The sequence below is a fragment of the Thiomonas arsenitoxydans genome (assembly GCF_000253115.1).
Classification (GTDB): domain Bacteria; phylum Pseudomonadota; class Gammaproteobacteria; order Burkholderiales; family Burkholderiaceae_C; genus Thiomonas; species Thiomonas arsenitoxydans.
Genome location: NC_014145.1, coordinates 328,758 through 346,369, shown reverse-complemented (window position 1 = coordinate 346,369; position 17,612 = coordinate 328,758). Strand labels below are relative to the sequence as shown.

At 65.3% G+C, this 17,612-nt stretch carries 18 protein-coding genes and 1 tRNA gene; 9 read left to right on the top strand and 10 right to left on the bottom strand.

The window, feature by feature from the left end; translation table 11 throughout:
• Positions 1–154: 154 nt before the first annotated feature.
• A complete protein-coding gene (locus THI_RS01595; RefSeq protein ID WP_013104475.1) occupies positions 155–1,429 on the top strand; it encodes an RNA-guided endonuclease InsQ/TnpB family protein in 1,275 nt (424 codons plus the stop codon).
• On the opposite strand, the gene THI_RS01590 is transcribed toward THI_RS01595, so the two are convergent.
• Both THI_RS01590 and THI_RS01585 read right to left on the bottom strand, forming a co-directional pair.
• Positions 1,426–1,842, bottom strand: coding sequence for an MFS transporter (locus THI_RS01590; protein WP_041608851.1), 417 nt, complete (start codon positions 1,840–1,842; stop codon positions 1,426–1,428). The genes THI_RS01595 and THI_RS01590 overlap by 4 nt on opposite strands.
• Positions 1,843–1,931: 89 nt before the next feature.
• A complete protein-coding gene (locus THI_RS01585) occupies positions 1,932–2,723 on the bottom strand; it encodes an EAL domain-containing protein (RefSeq protein ID WP_013104474.1) in 792 nt (263 codons plus the stop codon).
• Between the two features lie 143 nt (positions 2,724–2,866).
• On the opposite strand from THI_RS01585, the gene THI_RS01580 reads away from it, so the two are divergent.
• The 5 genes from THI_RS01580 to miaB all read left to right on the top strand — a co-directional run bounded on the left by THI_RS01580 (position 2,867) and on the right by miaB (position 7,567).
• Positions 2,867–4,762 (top strand): M61 family metallopeptidase, encoded by a 1,896-nt coding sequence (locus tag THI_RS01580; protein ID WP_013104473.1) that lies wholly within the window; start codon positions 2,867–2,869, stop codon positions 4,760–4,762.
• Between the two features lie 37 nt (positions 4,763–4,799).
• On the top strand, positions 4,800–5,585 hold the full coding sequence (locus THI_RS01575; RefSeq protein ID WP_013104472.1) for an enoyl-CoA hydratase: 786 nt from the start codon (positions 4,800–4,802) through the stop codon (positions 5,583–5,585).
• Positions 5,586–5,616: 31 nt separating this feature from the next.
• Positions 5,617–5,693, top strand: a tRNA-Met gene (locus THI_RS01570).
• Between the two features lie 150 nt (positions 5,694–5,843).
• Positions 5,844–6,209 (top strand): hypothetical protein, encoded by a 366-nt coding sequence (locus THI_RS01565; protein WP_013104471.1) that lies wholly within the window; start codon positions 5,844–5,846, stop codon positions 6,207–6,209.
• A gap of 14 nt (positions 6,210–6,223) precedes the next feature.
• Positions 6,224–7,567: a tRNA (N6-isopentenyl adenosine(37)-C2)-methylthiotransferase MiaB gene (gene miaB / locus THI_RS01560; protein ID WP_041609093.1), complete on the top strand. Its 1,344-nt coding sequence runs from the start codon at positions 6,224–6,226 to the stop codon at positions 7,565–7,567.
• Positions 7,568–7,587: 20 nt separating this feature from the next.
• On the opposite strand, the gene THI_RS01555 is transcribed toward miaB, so the two are convergent.
• The 5 genes from THI_RS01555 to THI_RS01535 all read right to left on the bottom strand — a co-directional run bounded on the left by THI_RS01555 (position 7,588) and on the right by THI_RS01535 (position 11,929).
• Positions 7,588–8,829, bottom strand: coding sequence for a D-alanyl-D-alanine carboxypeptidase family protein (locus THI_RS01555; protein ID WP_079668500.1), 1,242 nt, complete (start codon positions 8,827–8,829; stop codon positions 7,588–7,590).
• Between the two features lie 263 nt (positions 8,830–9,092).
• Complete coding sequence (locus tag THI_RS01550; protein ID WP_176140486.1) at positions 9,093–9,773, bottom strand: alpha/beta hydrolase; 681 nt, start codon at positions 9,771–9,773, stop codon at positions 9,093–9,095.
• Between the two features lie 15 nt (positions 9,774–9,788).
• Positions 9,789–10,136: a (2Fe-2S) ferredoxin domain-containing protein gene (locus THI_RS01545; protein WP_013104467.1), complete on the bottom strand. Its 348-nt coding sequence runs from the start codon at positions 10,134–10,136 to the stop codon at positions 9,789–9,791.
• A 2-nt stretch (positions 10,137–10,138) separates the two neighbouring features.
• On the bottom strand, positions 10,139–11,290 hold the full coding sequence (locus tag THI_RS01540; RefSeq protein WP_013104466.1) for a VanZ family protein: 1,152 nt from the start codon (positions 11,288–11,290) through the stop codon (positions 10,139–10,141).
• A 201-nt stretch (positions 11,291–11,491) separates the two neighbouring features.
• Positions 11,492–11,929, bottom strand: coding sequence for a CopD family protein (locus THI_RS01535; protein WP_013104465.1), 438 nt, complete (start codon positions 11,927–11,929; stop codon positions 11,492–11,494).
• A gap of 241 nt (positions 11,930–12,170) precedes the next feature.
• On the opposite strand from THI_RS01535, the gene hemB reads away from it, so the two are divergent.
• Together hemB and THI_RS01525 are read left to right on the top strand one after the other, a co-directional pair.
• Entirely contained in the window at positions 12,171–13,184 is a 1,014-nt protein-coding gene (gene hemB / locus THI_RS01530) for a porphobilinogen synthase (protein ID WP_013104464.1), read from the top strand.
• Between the two features lie 16 nt (positions 13,185–13,200).
• Entirely contained in the window at positions 13,201–13,878 is a 678-nt protein-coding gene (locus THI_RS01525) for a cytochrome b/b6 domain-containing protein (protein ID WP_013104463.1), read from the top strand.
• Between the two features lie 2 nt (positions 13,879–13,880).
• On the opposite strand, the gene thpR is transcribed toward THI_RS01525, so the two are convergent.
• Positions 13,881–14,441, bottom strand: a complete 561-nt coding sequence (thpR, locus tag THI_RS01520) for an RNA 2',3'-cyclic phosphodiesterase (RefSeq protein ID WP_013104462.1) — start codon at positions 14,439–14,441, stop codon at positions 13,881–13,883.
• A 76-nt stretch (positions 14,442–14,517) separates the two neighbouring features.
• On the opposite strand from thpR, the gene THI_RS01515 reads away from it, so the two are divergent.
• Entirely contained in the window at positions 14,518–15,528 is a 1,011-nt protein-coding gene (locus THI_RS01515; protein WP_013104461.1) for a ChaN family lipoprotein, read from the top strand.
• 31 nt (positions 15,529–15,559) lie between these two features.
• Here the strand turns inward: THI_RS01515 and THI_RS01510 are convergent, their stop codons facing one another.
• Both THI_RS01510 and THI_RS01505 read right to left on the bottom strand, forming a co-directional pair.
• On the bottom strand, positions 15,560–16,078 hold the full coding sequence (locus tag THI_RS01510; protein WP_013104460.1) for an NADH-quinone oxidoreductase subunit B family protein: 519 nt from the start codon (positions 16,076–16,078) through the stop codon (positions 15,560–15,562).
• A gap of 7 nt (positions 16,079–16,085) precedes the next feature.
• Positions 16,086–17,612: a hydrogenase large subunit gene (locus THI_RS01505; protein WP_013104459.1), complete on the bottom strand. Its 1,527-nt coding sequence runs from the start codon at positions 17,610–17,612 to the stop codon at positions 16,086–16,088.

The following is a 17,612-nucleotide window of genomic DNA, read 5'->3' as shown; positions in this document are numbered from 1 at the left end:
ATTATCCGTCGCCGATTTGAACATATACCCGCGCATTCCCCTTCCTCGACCGGCCTGACGCACAGCGTCACTCAGGCGAAGCCGTCCGGGCAGGAGGGGGTCAAGCGGGCAGTTTTCGTTTTCTTGTTCCTCTTTATCTGGATAAAATAACAGCATGCAACGTCGCAAAGTCACGTTCAAACTCTACCCCAATGCCGCGCAGTCTGCGCGGCTTGAGGCGTGGACGCGGCTGCACTGCGAGTTGTACAACGCAGCACTCGAAGAGCGCATCGACGCGTGGCGCAAAGCCAAGAAGTCGATCAGCTACTACGAGCAACAGAATGCGTTGCCCGCGATCAAGGCCGATCGGCCCGAGTTCGTCGAACTCGGCAGCCACGCATTGCAACAAACGCTGCGGCGTTTGGATCTGGCGTTCGCTGCATTCTTCCGCCGCGTCAAGGCCGGGCAGACGCCCGGCTTCCCACGGTTCAAGTCGGCCAAGCGATTCTCCGGCTTCGCGTACCCCGATCCGGCTGGATGGAAGCTGATGGGGCATGGCGGGCGTGGCGCCACGCTGCGGCTGGGTAGCGGCAAAGACGCCCTTTTCATCCGGGCACGCGGACAGCACCGCTTTGGGAGTGAGTCCAAGCCCAACGACCTCACCCTCACGCGCAGGAACGGCCAGTGGTTCGTATCGGTGACGCTGCGCGTGCCCGAAGAAGCCTGTGCGCGGCAGCGCAAAGCAGACCGGTGCCGGGGTGTGGACTTCGGCGTCACGGACTGGGCCACGTTCGACGATGGGCAGATTATCGCGAATCCGCGCTGGCTCCGTGAAGAACTCCCCAAGCTCGCTGATCTGCAACGCCAGCGCGCCCGCAAGCGCCGGGGCTCGGTGAGGCACGGGCGCCTAGGGCAGCGTGTGGCCCGGCTGCACGATCGCATCGCCAACCTGCGCCGGGACTTCGTGCATCAGGAAACGACCCGGATGGTGCAGCAATGCGCCGTCCTGGCCACGGAGCAACTGGCTCCCAAGAACATGAGCCGCAGCGCCCGAAGCACCGAACAGGAGCCGGGGCGACGCGTGCGGCAAAAGGCCGGACTCAACCGGGAAATTCTCTCGGCGGCATTCGGCATGGCGCATCAGATGCTCGCGTACAAAGCGGAAGAGGCTGGTACACGGCTGCACTTGAGCGATACGCGCCCACTCAAACCGTCGCAGCGGTGCGCGGCGTGTTGGGAAATTGTGCCCAAGACGCTCGCAGACCGCCTGCATGTCTGCCCGCACTGCGGGCATGTCATGCCGCGCGACCAGAACAGCGCGTTGGTGGTGCTCATCGACGCGAACACGCCTGGGACGGGCGTGGCGGCGAGACCCAAACCTCTGCCCCGGCAACGGGGCAAGTCAAAGTCTGTGACCCGCGAAACCCTCGCTACAACGCTCTGCGTTTAGCGGTGGGAGAGTTCATACGCCATGATGAGGGTGGCGATGCAATACCAGAGCAAGGCCCAGGTATAGACCGCGCGCCGCCCATACCGGTCGGACAGCCAGCTCACGAACAGCGTGCCCACCCACAAACCGAGAAAAAGGGCCGCGACAAAGCTGGCAATCCCCTGAAAGCCGAACAGTCCCTTGGTGGTCGCGGTGAACACCCCGCTTTTGAACAAACCGGGCGCGATATAAGCGGTCAGAAACAGGTCGTAAAACTCGAACAGCCCGCCCAGCGAGAGCAGGATGACCATATTGCGCACGGTCTTCGAGGGAGGCAGGCGGTCGATGCGCGCCGCGATGGTGGGCGCGCCGTGGTGGCCGGGGCGGGGGCCCTCAGACGCTTCAGCGCCGACTGGCGCCAGGATGGTGCTCATGTTTGTCTCCTGTATTTATCGTTCCTCCATGATGAATGGAAAAAACAGGAGACGGGGTGTCGAAATGTGACCTGGGGTGACGCCTTGCTTCAACTGGGCTGCAACACGCTGGCGCCGGGCTGTTTGAGCAGTTGCGCCCATTCCTCGAGCTCGCGCGGCTCGCCGAACAGATAGCCCTGCATGCTTTGCAGGCCCATGCCGTGCAGCGCCTGGGCGCATTCGCGCGTTTCCACGCCCTCGGCGACCACGTTGATCGACAGGCGCCGGGAGATGTCGACGAGCCCGCGCACGATTTCCGCGTTGCGCACGTCCTTGGTCACATCCGCCGTGAAGCTGGCCGGAATCTTGATGTCGCTCGGATCGAGGATCTTGAGGTATTCGAACGAGGCGTAGCCCTCGCCGAAATCGTCCATCGCCACCCGCACGCCCGATTTGCGCAGCGACTGCACATTGCGCGCCACGCTGGGAAACGCTGGAATGGCGCGGCGCTCGGTCACCTCGACCATCAGGCGCTCGGGCGCCCAAGCGTAGCGCTGCAGGGTACTACTGATGTGCTCGATCAGCGCCGGATCGCCGATCTGATCGGCCTCGATATTGACCGAGATGTAGCCGTTCCAGCCCGTCCAGTTGGACAGCACCCGCGCCTCGGAGATGGCTTCTTCCATCACCCAGAAAAACAGCTCGCTGGTCTGTGCAGGGGTCAGTTGCGGCAGGAACATCAGCGGGGAATGCCGCTTCGGCGCATCTTCCGCACGCCAGCGGAACAGCACCTCCAGCCCGATGACCTGCCCCGCCGGGAAACTTACCTGCGGTTGATAAACCAGTGCCGGAGCCCCCGCTCCCGCATGTGCGGCAATCTCAGAAAAAACGTCGCGTTCCACGATGAAGGTGCCGCTTAGTCGTTGTTGAAGAGCGTTGTTGAAAGTACCAAGCCTGAATATTTCCGGCAGGTTAGCATGGGTTTTGAAACACTCAAATCTGGATTTACTAATTCTGTGCTCCCTGACAACAACGCGCCCGATCAATGCCAGCGCACGACACCATGACCTCCTCTGCCTCACCTCGTTCCCGTACCGCCGCCCTTGTCCAAGCCCCTCCCGGCAGCTCGCAGACCGGCCCGAGCTACCGGGTATCGGTTGCCGATGCACTCGCGCACCAGTTTCTGGTCGAGCTCGACCTGCCCCACCCGGAACCAGCGGGGCAGGAGTTCTGGCTCCCGGTCTGGATTCCCGGCAGCTATCTGGTGCGCGAGTTCGCCCGCCATGTCTTGCAGGTGCAGGCCTGGTGCGCCGACAAACCCATCGCACTACACAAAATCGCCAAGAACCGCTGGCGCGCCGCTCCGTGCAACGGGCCGCTACGGCTGCGCTACTCGGTGTATGCCTTCGATCTCTCGGTACGCACCGCCTACCTCGATACCCAGCGCGGCTTTTTCAACGCCAGCAGCCTGCTGCTCGCAGCCGCTGGACGCGAGCAGCAACCGCACACCGTCACCCTCGCCTGCCCCGACTTCGCGCCGCACTGGACAGTGGCCACCACCTTGCCCGCGGTTCAATGCGACGCCAACGGCTTCGGCAGCCGACGCGCGGCAAACTACGACGCGCTGATCGACCATCCCGTTGAAATGGGCGAACTACTGCGGCTGGAGTTCAGCGCGGGCGGGGCCCCGCATGCCATGGTCATCGCCCTGGGCAATCGGCTGCACGACACCGTGGATACCCGGCGGCTGGCGCGCGACCTCAAGCGCATCTGCAGTGCGCAGATCGCCCTGTTCGAGCCCCGTAGCAAGCGCGCACCGTTTGCCGAGTACCTGTTCATGGTCGCACCGACCGCCGAGGGCTACGGCGGGCTGGAACATGCCGACAGCACCGCTCTGATGTGCACCCGCCGCAGCCTGCCGCACCCGCGCCTGCAAGACACCGACAGCGCCCATAGCCCCCACAGCGACTATCGCGACTTTCTCGGCCTGTGCAGCCACGAATACTTCCACGCCTGGAACGTCAAGCGCATCAAGCCGCAGGTCTTCACGCCCTACGACCTTCAAGCCGAAAACCCCACCACTCTGCTGTGGCTGTTCGAGGGCTTCACCGCGTATTACGACGATCTGATGGTGTTGCGCGCGGGGCTGATCACGCCGCAGCAATACCTCGACGGTCTGGCCCGCACCCTCGGCGCGGTGCTGCGCACGCCCGGGCGCCAGGTTCAAAGCGTGGCCGAGGCCAGCTTCGATGCCTGGACCAAGTATTACCGCCCCGATGAAAACACCGCCAACGCCACGGTGAGCTACTACCAGCTCGGCGCGCTGGTCGCCTTGTCCATCGACCTGCGGCTGCGCCGCGAAAGCGCGGCCACGCTGGACGACGTGATGCGTCTGCTGTGGACGCGCTATGGCCGCGCCGACGCGCCGCTGCGCGCCGAAGGCGTGGCCGAAGACGCCCTGCCCGCGCTGCTCAAGGAAGTGAGCGGCCTCGACTGGCGCGCCTTCTTCCGTCGCCATGTTCACGGCACTGAGCTGCCTCCCGTCAAGACGCAGTTCGCTGATTTCGGCATTCAATGGGCCTCGCAGGAAGACACTCCGCTCGACGCGCTGGGGCTGGCCGCGCAGGAACAGGCCGGCGGCTGGCTGAGCGTGCAGCGCGTGCGCAACGGCGGCTGGGCCGAACGCGCCGGGCTGGCCGCTGGCGATCTGCTGCTCACGCTGGACGGCGAGCGGGCGCGCAAAGCCGCGATCGAGCGCCGCCACGCACAGGTCCGAGCGGGCGATGTGTGGCGTCTCACCTGGCTGCGGCAAGATCTGGAGCAGCACAGCGAAACGCCTTGGTTTGCGCTGCCCGACAGCCGCGTGCAACTGCGGCTAGCCGACAAGCCGCGCCCCGCGCAGCGCCAACGTCTGAGCGCCTGGATGGGCACCGCACTGTGACGCACAATGCCCTTGAATGACCCTTTAGGAGATGCCCATGGAGACCCCTGACGACGCCGTCGTCCTGACCGAAACCCGAGGCCACGTCGGCCTCATCACCCTCAATCGACCCAAGCAACTCAACGCCCTGAACGACGCCCTGATGGACGCGCTGGGCGCCGCGCTGAAAGCGTTTGACGCGGATCCAGCCATCGGCTGCATGGTCGTCACCGGCAGCGACAAGGCCTTCGCCGCCGGGGCCGACATCTCGGCCATGGCGAAAAAGACCTTTCCGGCCAGCTACACCGAAGACTTCATCACCCGCAACTGGGAAGCGATGATGCAGATCCGCAAGCCGGTGATTGCGGCGGTGCGCGGCTTCGCGCTGGGCGGGGGCTGCGAGCTGGCGATGATGTGCGATCTCATCGTGGCCGCCGACAACGCCCAGTTCGGCCAGCCCGAAATCAAGCTCGGCATCATTCCCGGCGCCGGCGGCACCCAGCGGCTGACGCGCGCCGTGGGCAAAGCCAAGGCCATGGATCTGATCCTCACCGGCCGGATGATGGACGCGCTTGAGGCCGAGCGCAGCGGCCTGGTCGCGCGGGTCGTGCCGCTGCAGCAGACACTCGATGAGGCCGTGGCGATGGCCGAAACCATGGCCGGCTTCTCGCAGCCTTCGGTGCTCATGGCCAAGGAAAGCGTGAACCGCGCGTTTGAATCGTCGCTGTCCGAAGGTTTGCGTTTCGAGCGTCGGCTGTTTCAGTCGCTGTTCGCTACGGCCGACCAGAAGGAGGGTATGGCGGCTTTCCTGGAAAAACGAAAACCGCTTTTCACGAACAAATGATGCGCTATACTGCGCGGCTTGTTTGCGTGTTGGCGCTTTAGCTCAGTCGGTTAGAGCGACGGAATCATAATCCGCAGGTCCGGGGTTCGAGTCCCTGAAGCGCCACCATCGTTTTCCAGCCCACATCGTTTTTTTCGTAGGCTTCTCGTTTGCACCCTTCGCGCCGAATTCGTGGGCGCTGATCCAAGCCCATGCGTTGTTGCCTGGGCTTTTTTGTTTTGCGCGCCAAGCGAACCGTTTTTTGTCCAGGAGTCGGCCATGAAACTTCAACCGTTGCTGCGTCGGATGACCCTTGGGGCGGCGCTGTGTCTGGGCAGCCTGGGCGCGGCTTACGCGCAGATGAACTACCCGATGGGCAGCCTGCAGGGCCTAGCGACGTTTGGCGCGTTTCCGAACGTCAGCATCAACTGCACCGATTACACCCTCGGCCCAGGCACGCGGGTGATCAGCCCGCTAAACCGCATCATTCCCCGCAACCAGCTCAACGGGCTGCAGGCCCCGGTGGTGTTTCAGACCGACGCGATGGGCAATGTGTTTCGCGTGTGGCTGGTGAGCGATTCCACGGCCAGCCAGCTTCAGTTGCCCAAGGCGCCGGGACAGTGCGGGCTGTTTTTCAGCAATTGACGGACGCTTCCATCGTGACAAAAAAGGTCTTTATCAAGACGTTCGGCTGCCAGATGAACGAGTACGACTCGGCCAAGATGGCCGACGTGCTCGGGGCGGCTGAAGGCTATGAACCCGTGGCAACGCCGCAGGAAGCCGATCTCATTTTGCTCAACACCTGCTCCATTCGCGAAAAGGCGCAGGAAAAAGTGTTCAGCGATCTGGGGCGCCTGCGCGAGCTCAAGGCCGACAAGCCGAATCTGCTGATCGGCGTGGGCGGCTGTGTGGCGAGCCAGGAAGGCGAGGCCATCGTCAAGCGCGCGCCTTATGTCGATCTGGTGTTTGGCCCGCAAACGCTGCACCGGCTGCCGCAGCTCATTGCGCAGCGCCAGGCGCTCGGGCGTGCGCAGGTCGATATCAGCTTTCCGGAAATCGAAAAATTCGATCACCTGCCGCCCGCACGGGTGGAGGGCCCAAGCGCCTTTGTCTCCATCATGGAAGGCTGCAGCAAGTATTGCAGCTATTGCGTGGTGCCCTACACCCGCGGTGAGGAAGTCTCGCGCCCCCTGGTCGACGTGCTCACCGAGGTGGCCGAACTGGCCTCGCTAGGCGTGCGCGAGGTGACGCTGCTGGGCCAGAACGTCAACGCCTGGCTGGGCTCGGGAGAGGGCGAAGATTTCGCCTTTCTGCTGGAATGCGTGGCAGAGATCGACGGCATCGAACGCATCCGCTACACCACCAGCCATCCGAAGGAATTCACCCAGCGGCTGATCGATGCCTACGGCCGTATTCCCAAACTGGTCAACCATGTGCACCTGCCGGTGCAGCATGGCAGCGACCGCATTCTGGCGGCGATGAAGCGCGGCTATAGCGCGCTGGAGTTCAAGAGCATCGTGCGGCGGCTGCGCGCGGTGCGCCCCGATATCTGCATCGGCTCCGACTTCATCGTCGGCTTTCCGGGCGAGACCGATGCCGACTTCACGCAGCTGATGAAGCTGATCGAGGACATGCAGTTCGACGCCAGCTTCAGTTTCATTTTCAGCCCGCGCCCCGGCACCCCGGCAGCTAATCTGGCGGATGACACCCCGGCCGACGTCAAGCTCAAGCGGCTGCAGACCTTGCAGGCGCAGATCGAGGCTCAGGCTTCGGCCATCAGCGCCGCCATGGTGGACACGGAACAGGCCGTGCTCATCGAAGGGCCGAGCAAGAAAGACCCCTCGGAACTGCAGGGCCGCACCGAAAACAACCGCATCGTGCACCTGAAGGCCAACGCGCGGTTGATCGGCCAGATCGTGCCGGTGCGCATCACCACGGCCTACCCGCACTCGCTGCGCGGCGAGGTGTGCATGGCTGAAGCGGATCAGGCCGCGGCGGTCTGATCCGCTTCAGCCTGTGCGCTCTACTTGATCATCAGGCGCAAGCTGTCCCAAGCGCGGCCGAACAGACCCGCTTCGGGCACGGCCTTGATGACCTCCAGCGGATAGACCGCCAGCGGCTTGCCGCTCATGCTCACGTCGAGTTGGCCGACGCGCTGCCCGGCCTGCAGCGGCGCCACCAGCGGGTCGGGCCGCACCACCTTGGTCTGAAGGTCTTTGCCCATGCCGCGCGGCACCGAAATGACCACCGGCACCGAGGAGCCCAGTTCCACTTTGTTATCCACGCCCTTCCAGACGGGCGCAGTCAGTACCGGCTTGCCGGGCGAGGCCAGCACGATGTCGTCGAAGTTCTGATAAGCCCAGTTGAGCAGCACCTGGCTCTCCTCGCCGCGGGCCCGCTCGGTGGGTGTGCCCATCACCACGGTGAGCAGGCGACGCGGGCCGTTGGGAAATTGGCGCAGCGCCGAGGTAATCATGCAGTAACCCGCCTCGGAGGTGTAACCCGTTTTCATGCCGTCCACGGAAGGATCGGTGAACAGCAGGCTGACGCGGTTGGGCTGGGTGATGTGGTTGTAGGTGAATTCCTTGACCTTGAAATAGCGCGCGTAATCGGCCGGAAAGTCGCGGATGATGTGGGTAGCGATGATGGAGAGGTCATACGCCGTGGTGTGGTGGCCGGGGTCGGGCAAGCCCGTCGGGTCCATGAAATGCGTGCCCTTAAGACCCCACTGCTGCGCCTGGCGGTTCATCATGGCGACGAAGGCGCTCACCGAGCCGCCCACCGTCTGCGCCAGCGTCATCGCGGCGTCATTGCCCGATTGCACGATCATGCCCAACAGCAGGTCGTTGACCGACACCGGCACTCGCGGGTCGATGAACATGCGCGAGCCACCGGTCTGCCAGGCCTCTTTCGATTCGGTCACCATCTGGTTGAGCTTGATGGTGCCTTCTTTCAAGGCCTTGAAGGTCAAGTAAGCCGTCATCAGCTTGGTCAGCGAGGCCGGCGCCTCCTGAGCGTGGGCGTCGTGCTCGGCGAGGATCTGTCCGCTGGTCAGATCGACCACCAGCCAGGCCCGCGCATCGAGCTTGGGCGGCGGAACGGTGGCCAGCATGGCCTGCATCGGCGTGAGGGGAGCGGCTGCGGCACTCGGGGCCGGAGTCGTTGCGGCGGGAGCTGCCGCTGGAGTGGGGGCGGCCTGCGCCAAAGGCGACAGCGCGAGTAGACAGGCCGCGCTGCAGGCGGCGACAAACGATTGAACGGACATAGGCGAATCCTGAGACTCAAAACAGAAAACCGACACCCTAGCAGCCTGAGGGCGTGACAGGGGTGACGAAGTTTTGCCGCGCACGCTGGATCTCGCGGCAGAGGGTCAGAGCGCGGGGCGGCGAGAAGGTTCGCAGGAACGAAAAAACAAAGGCGCGTTTCAGACGCGCGTGCTGCTGGCGTTCTGAGAAACTCGCCGGGCCGCCCCAAGAGTTTCTCACCCCCTCGGGGGGCCTGGCGCGCAGCGACAGGTCTTGGGGGCGCTTAGGGGTTTTGTGCCCCATGCCACTGACAGACCCAGTCGCGCAGGGGCAGCAGCAGGCCGTGGAAAAAATGCCCCGCGCCCGGAAACACGACCACGGGCAATTGCTGCGGCCGCGCCCAGTCGAGCACGCCGGACAGCGGCACCACATCGTCTTGCTCACCATGCAGCACCAACACGCGCTGTGCGAGCGGTGGGGCGTTGGCCGGTTTAATCTGCGGCACGTCGAAACGGCTGACGGCCGTGCCCACCAAAGTGAGATGCTGCAAGGTGGCGCCCCGATGCTGCAAGGCCAGCGCACAACGCGCGGCGACGGCGGCGCCGAAGGAAAATCCGGCCAGCGCCAAGGGCAGCGCCTCGCGCTCAAGCCCGGCTTGCTGCGCGACCTGAGGAATGAAGTCGTCGAACACGGCCAGCAGATCGGCGGTCTCGCCCACGCCGTGGTCAAACACTCCGGCCGTGTCGCCCACGCCGCGAAAGTTGGGCCGTACCGCCAAGAAACCGAGTTGCAGCCAAGCGCGGGCCAGGGTCTGCGCCACCTTATTGTCGAGCGTGCCGCCGAACAGTGGATGAGGGTGCGCCACCAGCGCCAGCCCGCGGGGTGGCCCCACGGGCGCATCGACCGCCACTTCGATCGCCCCCGCCGGGCCCTTCACCAGCAGCTTGCGGGTCTGCGCGTTCATTTGCATCGGCCCGGATTACTGATCCGCGTCGGGCGCGTCAGGGAGATCGGGCAGACGCAGGCGCTCCACCACCTCGCCACGCAGCAGATGGCTTTGCACGATGTCATCGATGTCGCTCTGATCGACATAGGTGTACCAGACGCCCTCGGGATAGACCACGCAGACCGGCCCCTCCTCGCAGCGATCGAGGCACCCCGCCCGGTTGACGCGCACCTTGCCCGCACCCGCCAGCCCCAGCGTCTTGACGGCTGATTTGCAGTGCTCGAATGCAGCCTCCGCCCCGCTGGCGGCGCAGCACGGCCGTGTGGCGCTGGCGTCGCGCTGGTTCAGACAGAAAAAAATGTGGTGTTTGTAATAGTTCATGATTAACCCAGATTGTCATGGCGAACGGGCCGCAACGCTCGCGCCATCAAATAGATCAGAGCGGCGAACGGCCATAGCCAACTCAGCCACTGCGGCAAACCATACAGCCTAATGAACAGACCTTGGCTCCATGCCTGCAGATTCAGCGCGTAATACGGCCCCGGCCCCGACCCATTGATCCACCCCAGCGCCAGCGCCAGACTGAGCGCGCCGACCGCAGCGCCCCATCGCGGCGGCAGATACGACAGCGGCAAGCCGATCATCAACCCCAGCGCCACACTGCGCAGGGTGGGCACGGTCGCCCAGGCCAAGGCGTGTTCTGGGCCGAAACTCAAGGCGGCCGACAGGCTGACGGCCAGCAGGCCGGCGAAGGTCAGTGCCAGCGCCAGCCTCAGCCGGGGCGCACTTGGCCGCAACAGCGCCGCAAGCAGCAAAAGCGAACCGGCGAGCATGGCCGCGGTGATGCTGCTCTGGCGCAGCCCGCTCATCGGCGCGAAATCCGGTAATCGCAGGCCGCTGTTGACAAACCACGCCGACAGAATGCGCCAAGTATCGGTATCGAGCGCAGGCTGCAACAGGGTCGGCCCGATCTGCCCGGTGCCGAACAGCACGGCGGCGGGCCAAAGCAGCGCCAGCGGCCATAGCGCCAACAGCAGCAAGCCATAGCCCACATGAGGCGCAAACCAGCGTTCCCGCCACAGCCGCAGCAGCGCCGCGAGGCGCAGCCGCGGCAGCAGCCAAGCACAGATCGCAGCGCCCAGCAGACCGCCTAGCGAATTAGTCAGCCAGTCGAGGTTGGACGACACGCGCATGGGCAGAAAAGCCTGCGAGGCTTCCATGCCGAAAGACACGCTGCTGGCCAACGCGCTGGCCGCCAGCCACGATGCCCAGCGCGGCCAACGTGCCGGCAGATTGCGGGCGATGAGATAGCCCAGCGGTAGATAACCGCCGACATTGATCAGCAAGTCGCTGAAGGTGATGTAGCGCGGCAGCGGCGCGAGCACGAAATCAAACGGCATCAGCCCCTGCCAGCGCCATCCCGAAAAGGGATAGAGGCTGGCATAGACGATCAGCAGCACATAGCCCGCCAGCGCATAACGCATGAAGCGGGAAACGGGGCGCGCACTGTGCGCAGGGCGATGCGGCGAAGACATGAGACAACTTCAGGGCCAGCAAGCGGCGCGCCCGTATAACCGTCAAGGAAACGCAGGGCCGCCCCAAGTTTCCTTGTCCCCCTCGGGGGGCGGGCTGGGCCGTCCCCTTCCCGACCTCCCCCACGACGTGGGGGAGGTGAGATCACTCCCTCCCCACTTGTGGGGAGGGTTGGGGTGGGGATTGCCCGGCCCTGGGGGCACTCAGAACGGCTTGATGACCACCAGCGGAATGATGATGAACAGAATGATGGTGGGAATTTCGTTGAACCAGCGATACCACTTGTGGCTGCGGGTATTGGTTCCCTGCTCGAACTGGCGCAAGATGCGCTTGCACCAGAACATATAGATCACCAGCAGCACGACCAGGGTGACCTTGGTGTGAATCCAGCCGTTGCCCGGGCCGCGCAGGCCGATGCCGTAATACAGCCACAGCACCAGGCCGAGAATGATGGCCGGCCACATCAGGATGTGGGTGAAGCGGTAGAGTTTACGGCCCATCATCAGCAGACGCTCGCGCTCGGCAGTGCTGTCAGCGGGCACCATGGCCAGGTTGACGAAAATGCGCGGCAGGTAGAACAGCCCGGCGTACCACGCGATCACAAAAATGATGTGCCAGGTCAGCACCCACTGAAAAGCCATCTTGAACTCCCTTTCGCAGACAGAGTCGCAGTGTAAAAGAGCCTTGGCGCAAGCTTGTTGCCAGGGGACAAACGAATATTGCGGGCAAAAAAATCCCCGGCAGTGCTGGCCAGGGATTCAAGCCTTGAAACAAGGCCCCGCTCAGGGAGGAGAAGCGGGGGACGGCACATCTTGCAACGCACCATCCAGTTGAAAAAGATAGCATTCATCGCATCAAGTTCCACTCCATGACAAACCAAAGATGAAAAACTTTGTGAACCTGCCCAGATTTCCCGGCACCCGCATGCGGCGGCTGCGCCGTGACGACTTCAGCCGCCGTCTGGTGCGCGAGCACCGACTGGCAGCGGACGATCTGATCTACCCGGTGTTCATCCTCGATGGCGAGAACCAGCGCCAGCGCGTGGCGTCGATGCCCGGCGTGGAGCGTTTGAGTGTCGATCTGCTGCTGCCGGTGGCCGAGGAATGCGTGAAACTGGGCATTCCGGTGCTCGCGCTGTTTCCCGTGATCGATCCCAACCTCAAGACGCCCGACGGCATCGAGGCCGCCAACCCCGACGGACTGGTGCCCCGAGCGGTGCGCGCCCTCAAAGCGGCGTTTCCACAGCTCGGCGTGCTCACCGATGTGGCGCTCGACCCCTACACCTCGCACGGCCAGGACGGTCTGCTCGACGACACCGGCTACATCATGAACGAGCCCACCGTGGCCATGCTGGTGAAGCAGGCGCTGGCGCAGGCAGCCGCCGGAGTGGACATCGTCGCCCCGAGCGACATGATGGACGGCCGCATCGGCGCGATCCGCCAGGCGCTGGAGGCCGACAGCCATATTCACACCCGCATCATGGCCTACAGCGCCAAGTACGCCAGCGCGTTCTACGGCCCGTTCCGCGACGCCGTGGGCTCGGCCGCCAACCTCGGCAAGGCCGACAAAAAGGTCTATCAGATGGACCCGGGCAACTCCGACGAAGCCCTGCGCGAAGTGGCGCTCGACATCGCCGAAGGCGCCGACATGGTGATGGTCAAACCGGGCATGCCGTATCTGGACATCGTGCGCCGGGTGAAGGACGAGTTCCACATGCCGACTTTCGCTTATCAAGTGAGCGGCGAATACGCCATGCTCAAGGCAGCCGCGCAGAACGGCTGGCTCGACCATGACGCGGTGATGATGGAAAGCCTGCTGGCATTCAAACGCGCGGGGGCCGACGGCATCCTCACCTATTTCGCCGTCGAGGCGGCGCGCAAGTTGCGGCAAGGCTGAGCGCCCGGAGCCGCGCATGAAAGTTCGTGTCTGGGATCTGCCGCTGCGCCTGTTTCACTGGGCGCTGGCCGTCTGCGTGACCGTTTCCATCGTCACCGGGCTGATCGGCGGCAACGCCATGCAGTACCACTACTGGAGCGGCTACACCCTGATTGCGCTGCTGGTGTTCCGGCTGGTGTGGGGCGTGGCGGGCAGCCGTCACGCGCGGTTCTGGAACTTCGTGCACGGGCCGCGCGACATTTGGCGCTATGTGCGCGGCGACGATCCGCGGCCCGAACACCTGCGCGTCGGCCACAACCCGCTTGGCAGTCTGTCGGTACTGGCGCTGCTCACCGTGGTCGCGCTGCAGGTCATCAGCGGGCTGTTTGCGAACGACGAAATTTTCAACCAAGGCCCGCTGGCCAATTATGTGAGCGACCGCACCAGCGCGATTTTCACCTTCTATCACACCACCATCGGCCAGCCGCTGATCTACGCCCTCGTCGGCCTGCACCTCGCGGCCATTGCCTATTACGCCATTTTCAAACGCGAAAACCTGGTGCGCCCCATGCTGACGGGCGATATCGACACCGTGGCCGGCGTGACGCCCGCGCGCGACACCTGGGCGTTGCGCCTACTGGCGCTGCTCATCGTGGCGGCGGGTGGCGTGTTGGCCTGGTGGATTTCCACCCTGGGCAGCGTGGGCGGCTATTGAAGTCATCGATTCAGCGGCCAGCGCCCGATGACGTCGTAACGCCCGGTGCCCAGCACGGAGTGCACCAGCGCGAAGCCGCGCACTGTCCAGTGCAGCGGCGGGAATGTGACCGGCGGCTGCGTCGCCTGCGCGCGCCGCGCCAGCGTGACATGCGGTGCGAAGGCGCGAGCGTCGAACGGCAGACCGCGCTGGCCGACCTGCTCCGCCAGCGCGGCGCGCAACGACAGCAATTCCGCCGGGGGCTGCGACGGCGTGAGGTGCGCGATGCCACCGTGGCGCCACACCGCTGCCCGGTCGAGCGTGAGCGCGAAATCGGCCCAGTTGCGCGCAACCCGTTCGCCCACCTCCAGCAGCGTCGTCACCCGGTCTGCGGGCACCCCCTCCATGAACAACACGGTGAGATGCAGTTTGGTCGCAGCCGCCGGTCGCGCGGGCGGCGCCCACTGCCAAAGCCTCTGATGCTCGGCGATATGTCGGCGCAACGCCTGCCCCGGCCAGAGCGCGAAAAACAGCCGCAGCGCAGCGGGTGGGTCAGGCGGGGGATCGAGCGGCGTGTCAAACATGGGGCTTGACCTGTCTGAATGGGGGAATAGCGGCTTGCGCTAAGTTTCGTTTCTACATGCTATTGAACCTCCTGCCATGCCAAGCCGCCACGCCCCTACCCCGCCGTCTTCGTCTCCAGATGCCAACCGCAGGCGTCTGAATCTCGCCCTCGGCCTGGCCGCAGGCGGGCCGCTCTGGCTCGGGAGTCTGGCGGCGCAGGCCGCCGCCTTGCCGCCGCTGCCACGCTACACCCAGCCTGTGGAAGCCCATTCACCACTGGTCGGCCGCATTCTGCAAAGCGGCCAGCAATTCATAGCCCCGCAACAACTGGTCAGTGACTGCGCACACGCCGCGCTGTGCATGCTGGGCGAGCAGCACGATCACCCCGATCATCACGCGGTGCAGGCCTGGATCATCACCGCCCTGGCCCAGCGCGGCGATTTGGCCGCCGTCGCCCTGGAAATGGCGGATGCCGGGCAGCGTTTCGACGGCCCGCGCGACGCGCCTGAAGCCGTGGTGCGCGAGCGGCTGCAATGGAACGACGACGGTTGGCCGTGGAAGCTGTACGCCGCGCCGGTGATGGTCGCCGTACGCGCCGGGGTGCCGGTGGTCGGCGTCAACCTGCCGCAAGATGCGATGCGCCCCGCCATGCAGCAGGCCCGTTGGGACGCCAGCGTGCCGCCTGCGGTGCGCCAGCGCATTCTCGACGACGTGGCCGAAAGCCACTGCGGCCTACTGCCCGCCTCGCAACTTCCGGCGATGGCGCGCATCCAGTTCGCCCGCGACGACAGCATGGCCGCGCACAGCCTGGCGCTGGCGCGGCCGGGCAAGACCGTGGTGCTGCTCACCGGCAGCTTCCACGCCAACCGCACTCTCGGCATCGCGCTGCATCTGGCAGCGCATGCGGCGCAGACCCCGCCGGGGGTGGCGCAGCCGCTTGCGGTGTTCAGCCTGCTGCTGCAAGGCCTGGCGCCCGATACGCAGGCCGAGCTCCCAGCGGGCTATGACGCGGTGTGGTTCACCCCCGGCACCCCGCCGATCGACCACTGCGCCGAACTGCTGCAAATGATGCAGGGCGAGAAGCCATCGGGCCAGCCAAAACCCTAAAACGTCTTGCGGCGCTGCGTTTGCCGCCGGGTCAGGCCCGCCGCTGCACCGCCTGCATGATGCCTTGCAACAAGGCCACCGGGCTGGGCGGACAGCCGGGCACGGTAACGTCCACCGGCAGCACCTCGGCCACCCGGCCACAGACTGCATAGCCCTGACTGTGCACGCCGCAGCCCGCAGCGCAATCACCTGCGGCGACCACCAGCCTGGGCTCGGGCATGGCGTCATAGGTGCGGCGCAGCGCCAGCTCCATATGGCGCGACACCGGGCCGGTGACGAGCAGCAGGTCGGCGTGGCGCGGGCTGGCGACGAAATGCACGCCCAGACCCTCGATGTTGTAGTAGGGGTTGGACAGGGCGTTGATCTCCAGTTCGCAGCCGTTGCACGAACCGGCATCGACCACGCGGATGGCCAGCGCCCGCCCGATCAGGCGCAGCAGATCAGCCGAAATGCGCTGCACTTCGGCGGCGGGCGGCGCTGGCAAGGACGAGATTTGCGGAGCCTCACTGATGCGGCCCACGCGGGCGATTTGTCGCAGGGTCTTCCACATGGCGGCCTCAGAGATCGTGTCCGGAATAGGACAGATTGAAGGATTTGTTGATCAGCGGAAAGTCGGGGACGATGTCGCCGATCACCGCCCATTCGATGGCCGGCCAGTTCTGCCACGACGGATCGTGCGGGTGGCAGCGGGCGATGCGTCCCTGCGAGTCGGCCTCCAGCGCGATGCACTGCGGCCCGCGCCAGCCCTCCACCAGCCCCAGCGCCAAGCCCGGCGCGACGGTCTCAGGCCATTGCGCCCGCACGCTGCCGCCGGGCAGGCTTGCCAGCAGGTCGCCGCACAGCCGCAGGCTGGTGAACACTTCGGCAAATCGCACCGCCACGCGCGCGCCGACGTCGCCCTCCTGCGCCTGCGCCGCCTCCACGCCCAGCGCGGCGTAGGGCGCAAAGCCCGCAGCGGTGCGCAAATCCAGCGCCTGCCCGCTGGCGCGCCCGGCCAAGCCGATCATGCCCAGCCGCGCCGCCAGCTCGGGCAAGACCCGGCCCGTGGTCTTGAAGCGGTCTTGCAGACCTTCGTGCTGATCCAGGATGTCCTTGAGCCGCCGCACTTCCCCGCCGAGCAACACCCCCTGGTTGTGCAGCATGGCCACGGCGTCGGCGTCCAGATCGAGCCCCACGCCGCCGGGCTGCACCGCGTCCATGGGATAACGCGCGCCGAACGCCCGCGCGTTGAGGCGCAACACGTCTTCCTTCAAACGACCGAACTGCGCCAGCGCAAAGCCGAAGCCGCCGTCGTTGGCAATGGCGCCGATGTCGCCCAGATGATTGGCCAGGCGCTCGCGTTCAAGCAGCAACGCGCGCAGATGAAGCGCGCGCGGCGGCGGCTGCACCCCGGCCAGCGTCTCGCAGGCCATGCAATACGCCCAGGCATTGGCCACGGCGCTGTCGCCGCTCAGCCGCGCAGCCAGGCGCACGCCATCGTGCAGCGTCATGCCTTCGAAGCGCTTTTCCACTCCCTTGTGGGTGAAACCCAAGCGTTCTTCCAGCCGCAGAATTTTTTCGCCGACGATGGAAAAGCGCCACTGCCCCGGCTCGATCACTCCAGCGTGCACCGGCCCGACCGCCACTTCGTGCACGCCGTCGCCATCGACCGGGACGAAGGCGTAGTGTTCGGCCTGCGGCTGGCCGCAGGGCGCCGGTGGCAGGGCGGCATCGTGCCGCAGCGGATAGACGTCGGCGCTCCAGGCGGTGTGACGCAGCCAGGGACGCGGGTCCATGCCCTGCGCCTGCACCCCCAGCAGGTCGCGCAGGGCGCGCTGCAGTCGGTCGGCCACGGGAAACTCGGCGTGCAGCCCAGGGTAATGCGTCACCCCCGGAGCCAGATCGAGCTGCAGCAGCGACAAGCCCTGCTTCTCCAGCCAGCAGGCATACAGCGACATGCCGCCGGAAGACGTGTCGCGCGCGTCCTTGCCCCACAGGGTGAGCAACCGAGCGCCGCGCGCGGCGGCAGCCTGAATCTGGGCGGACCAGCCCAGCGCGTCCACGCGGTGATGTTCGACGGGAAGAATGGCGCAGCGAGCTTGCAT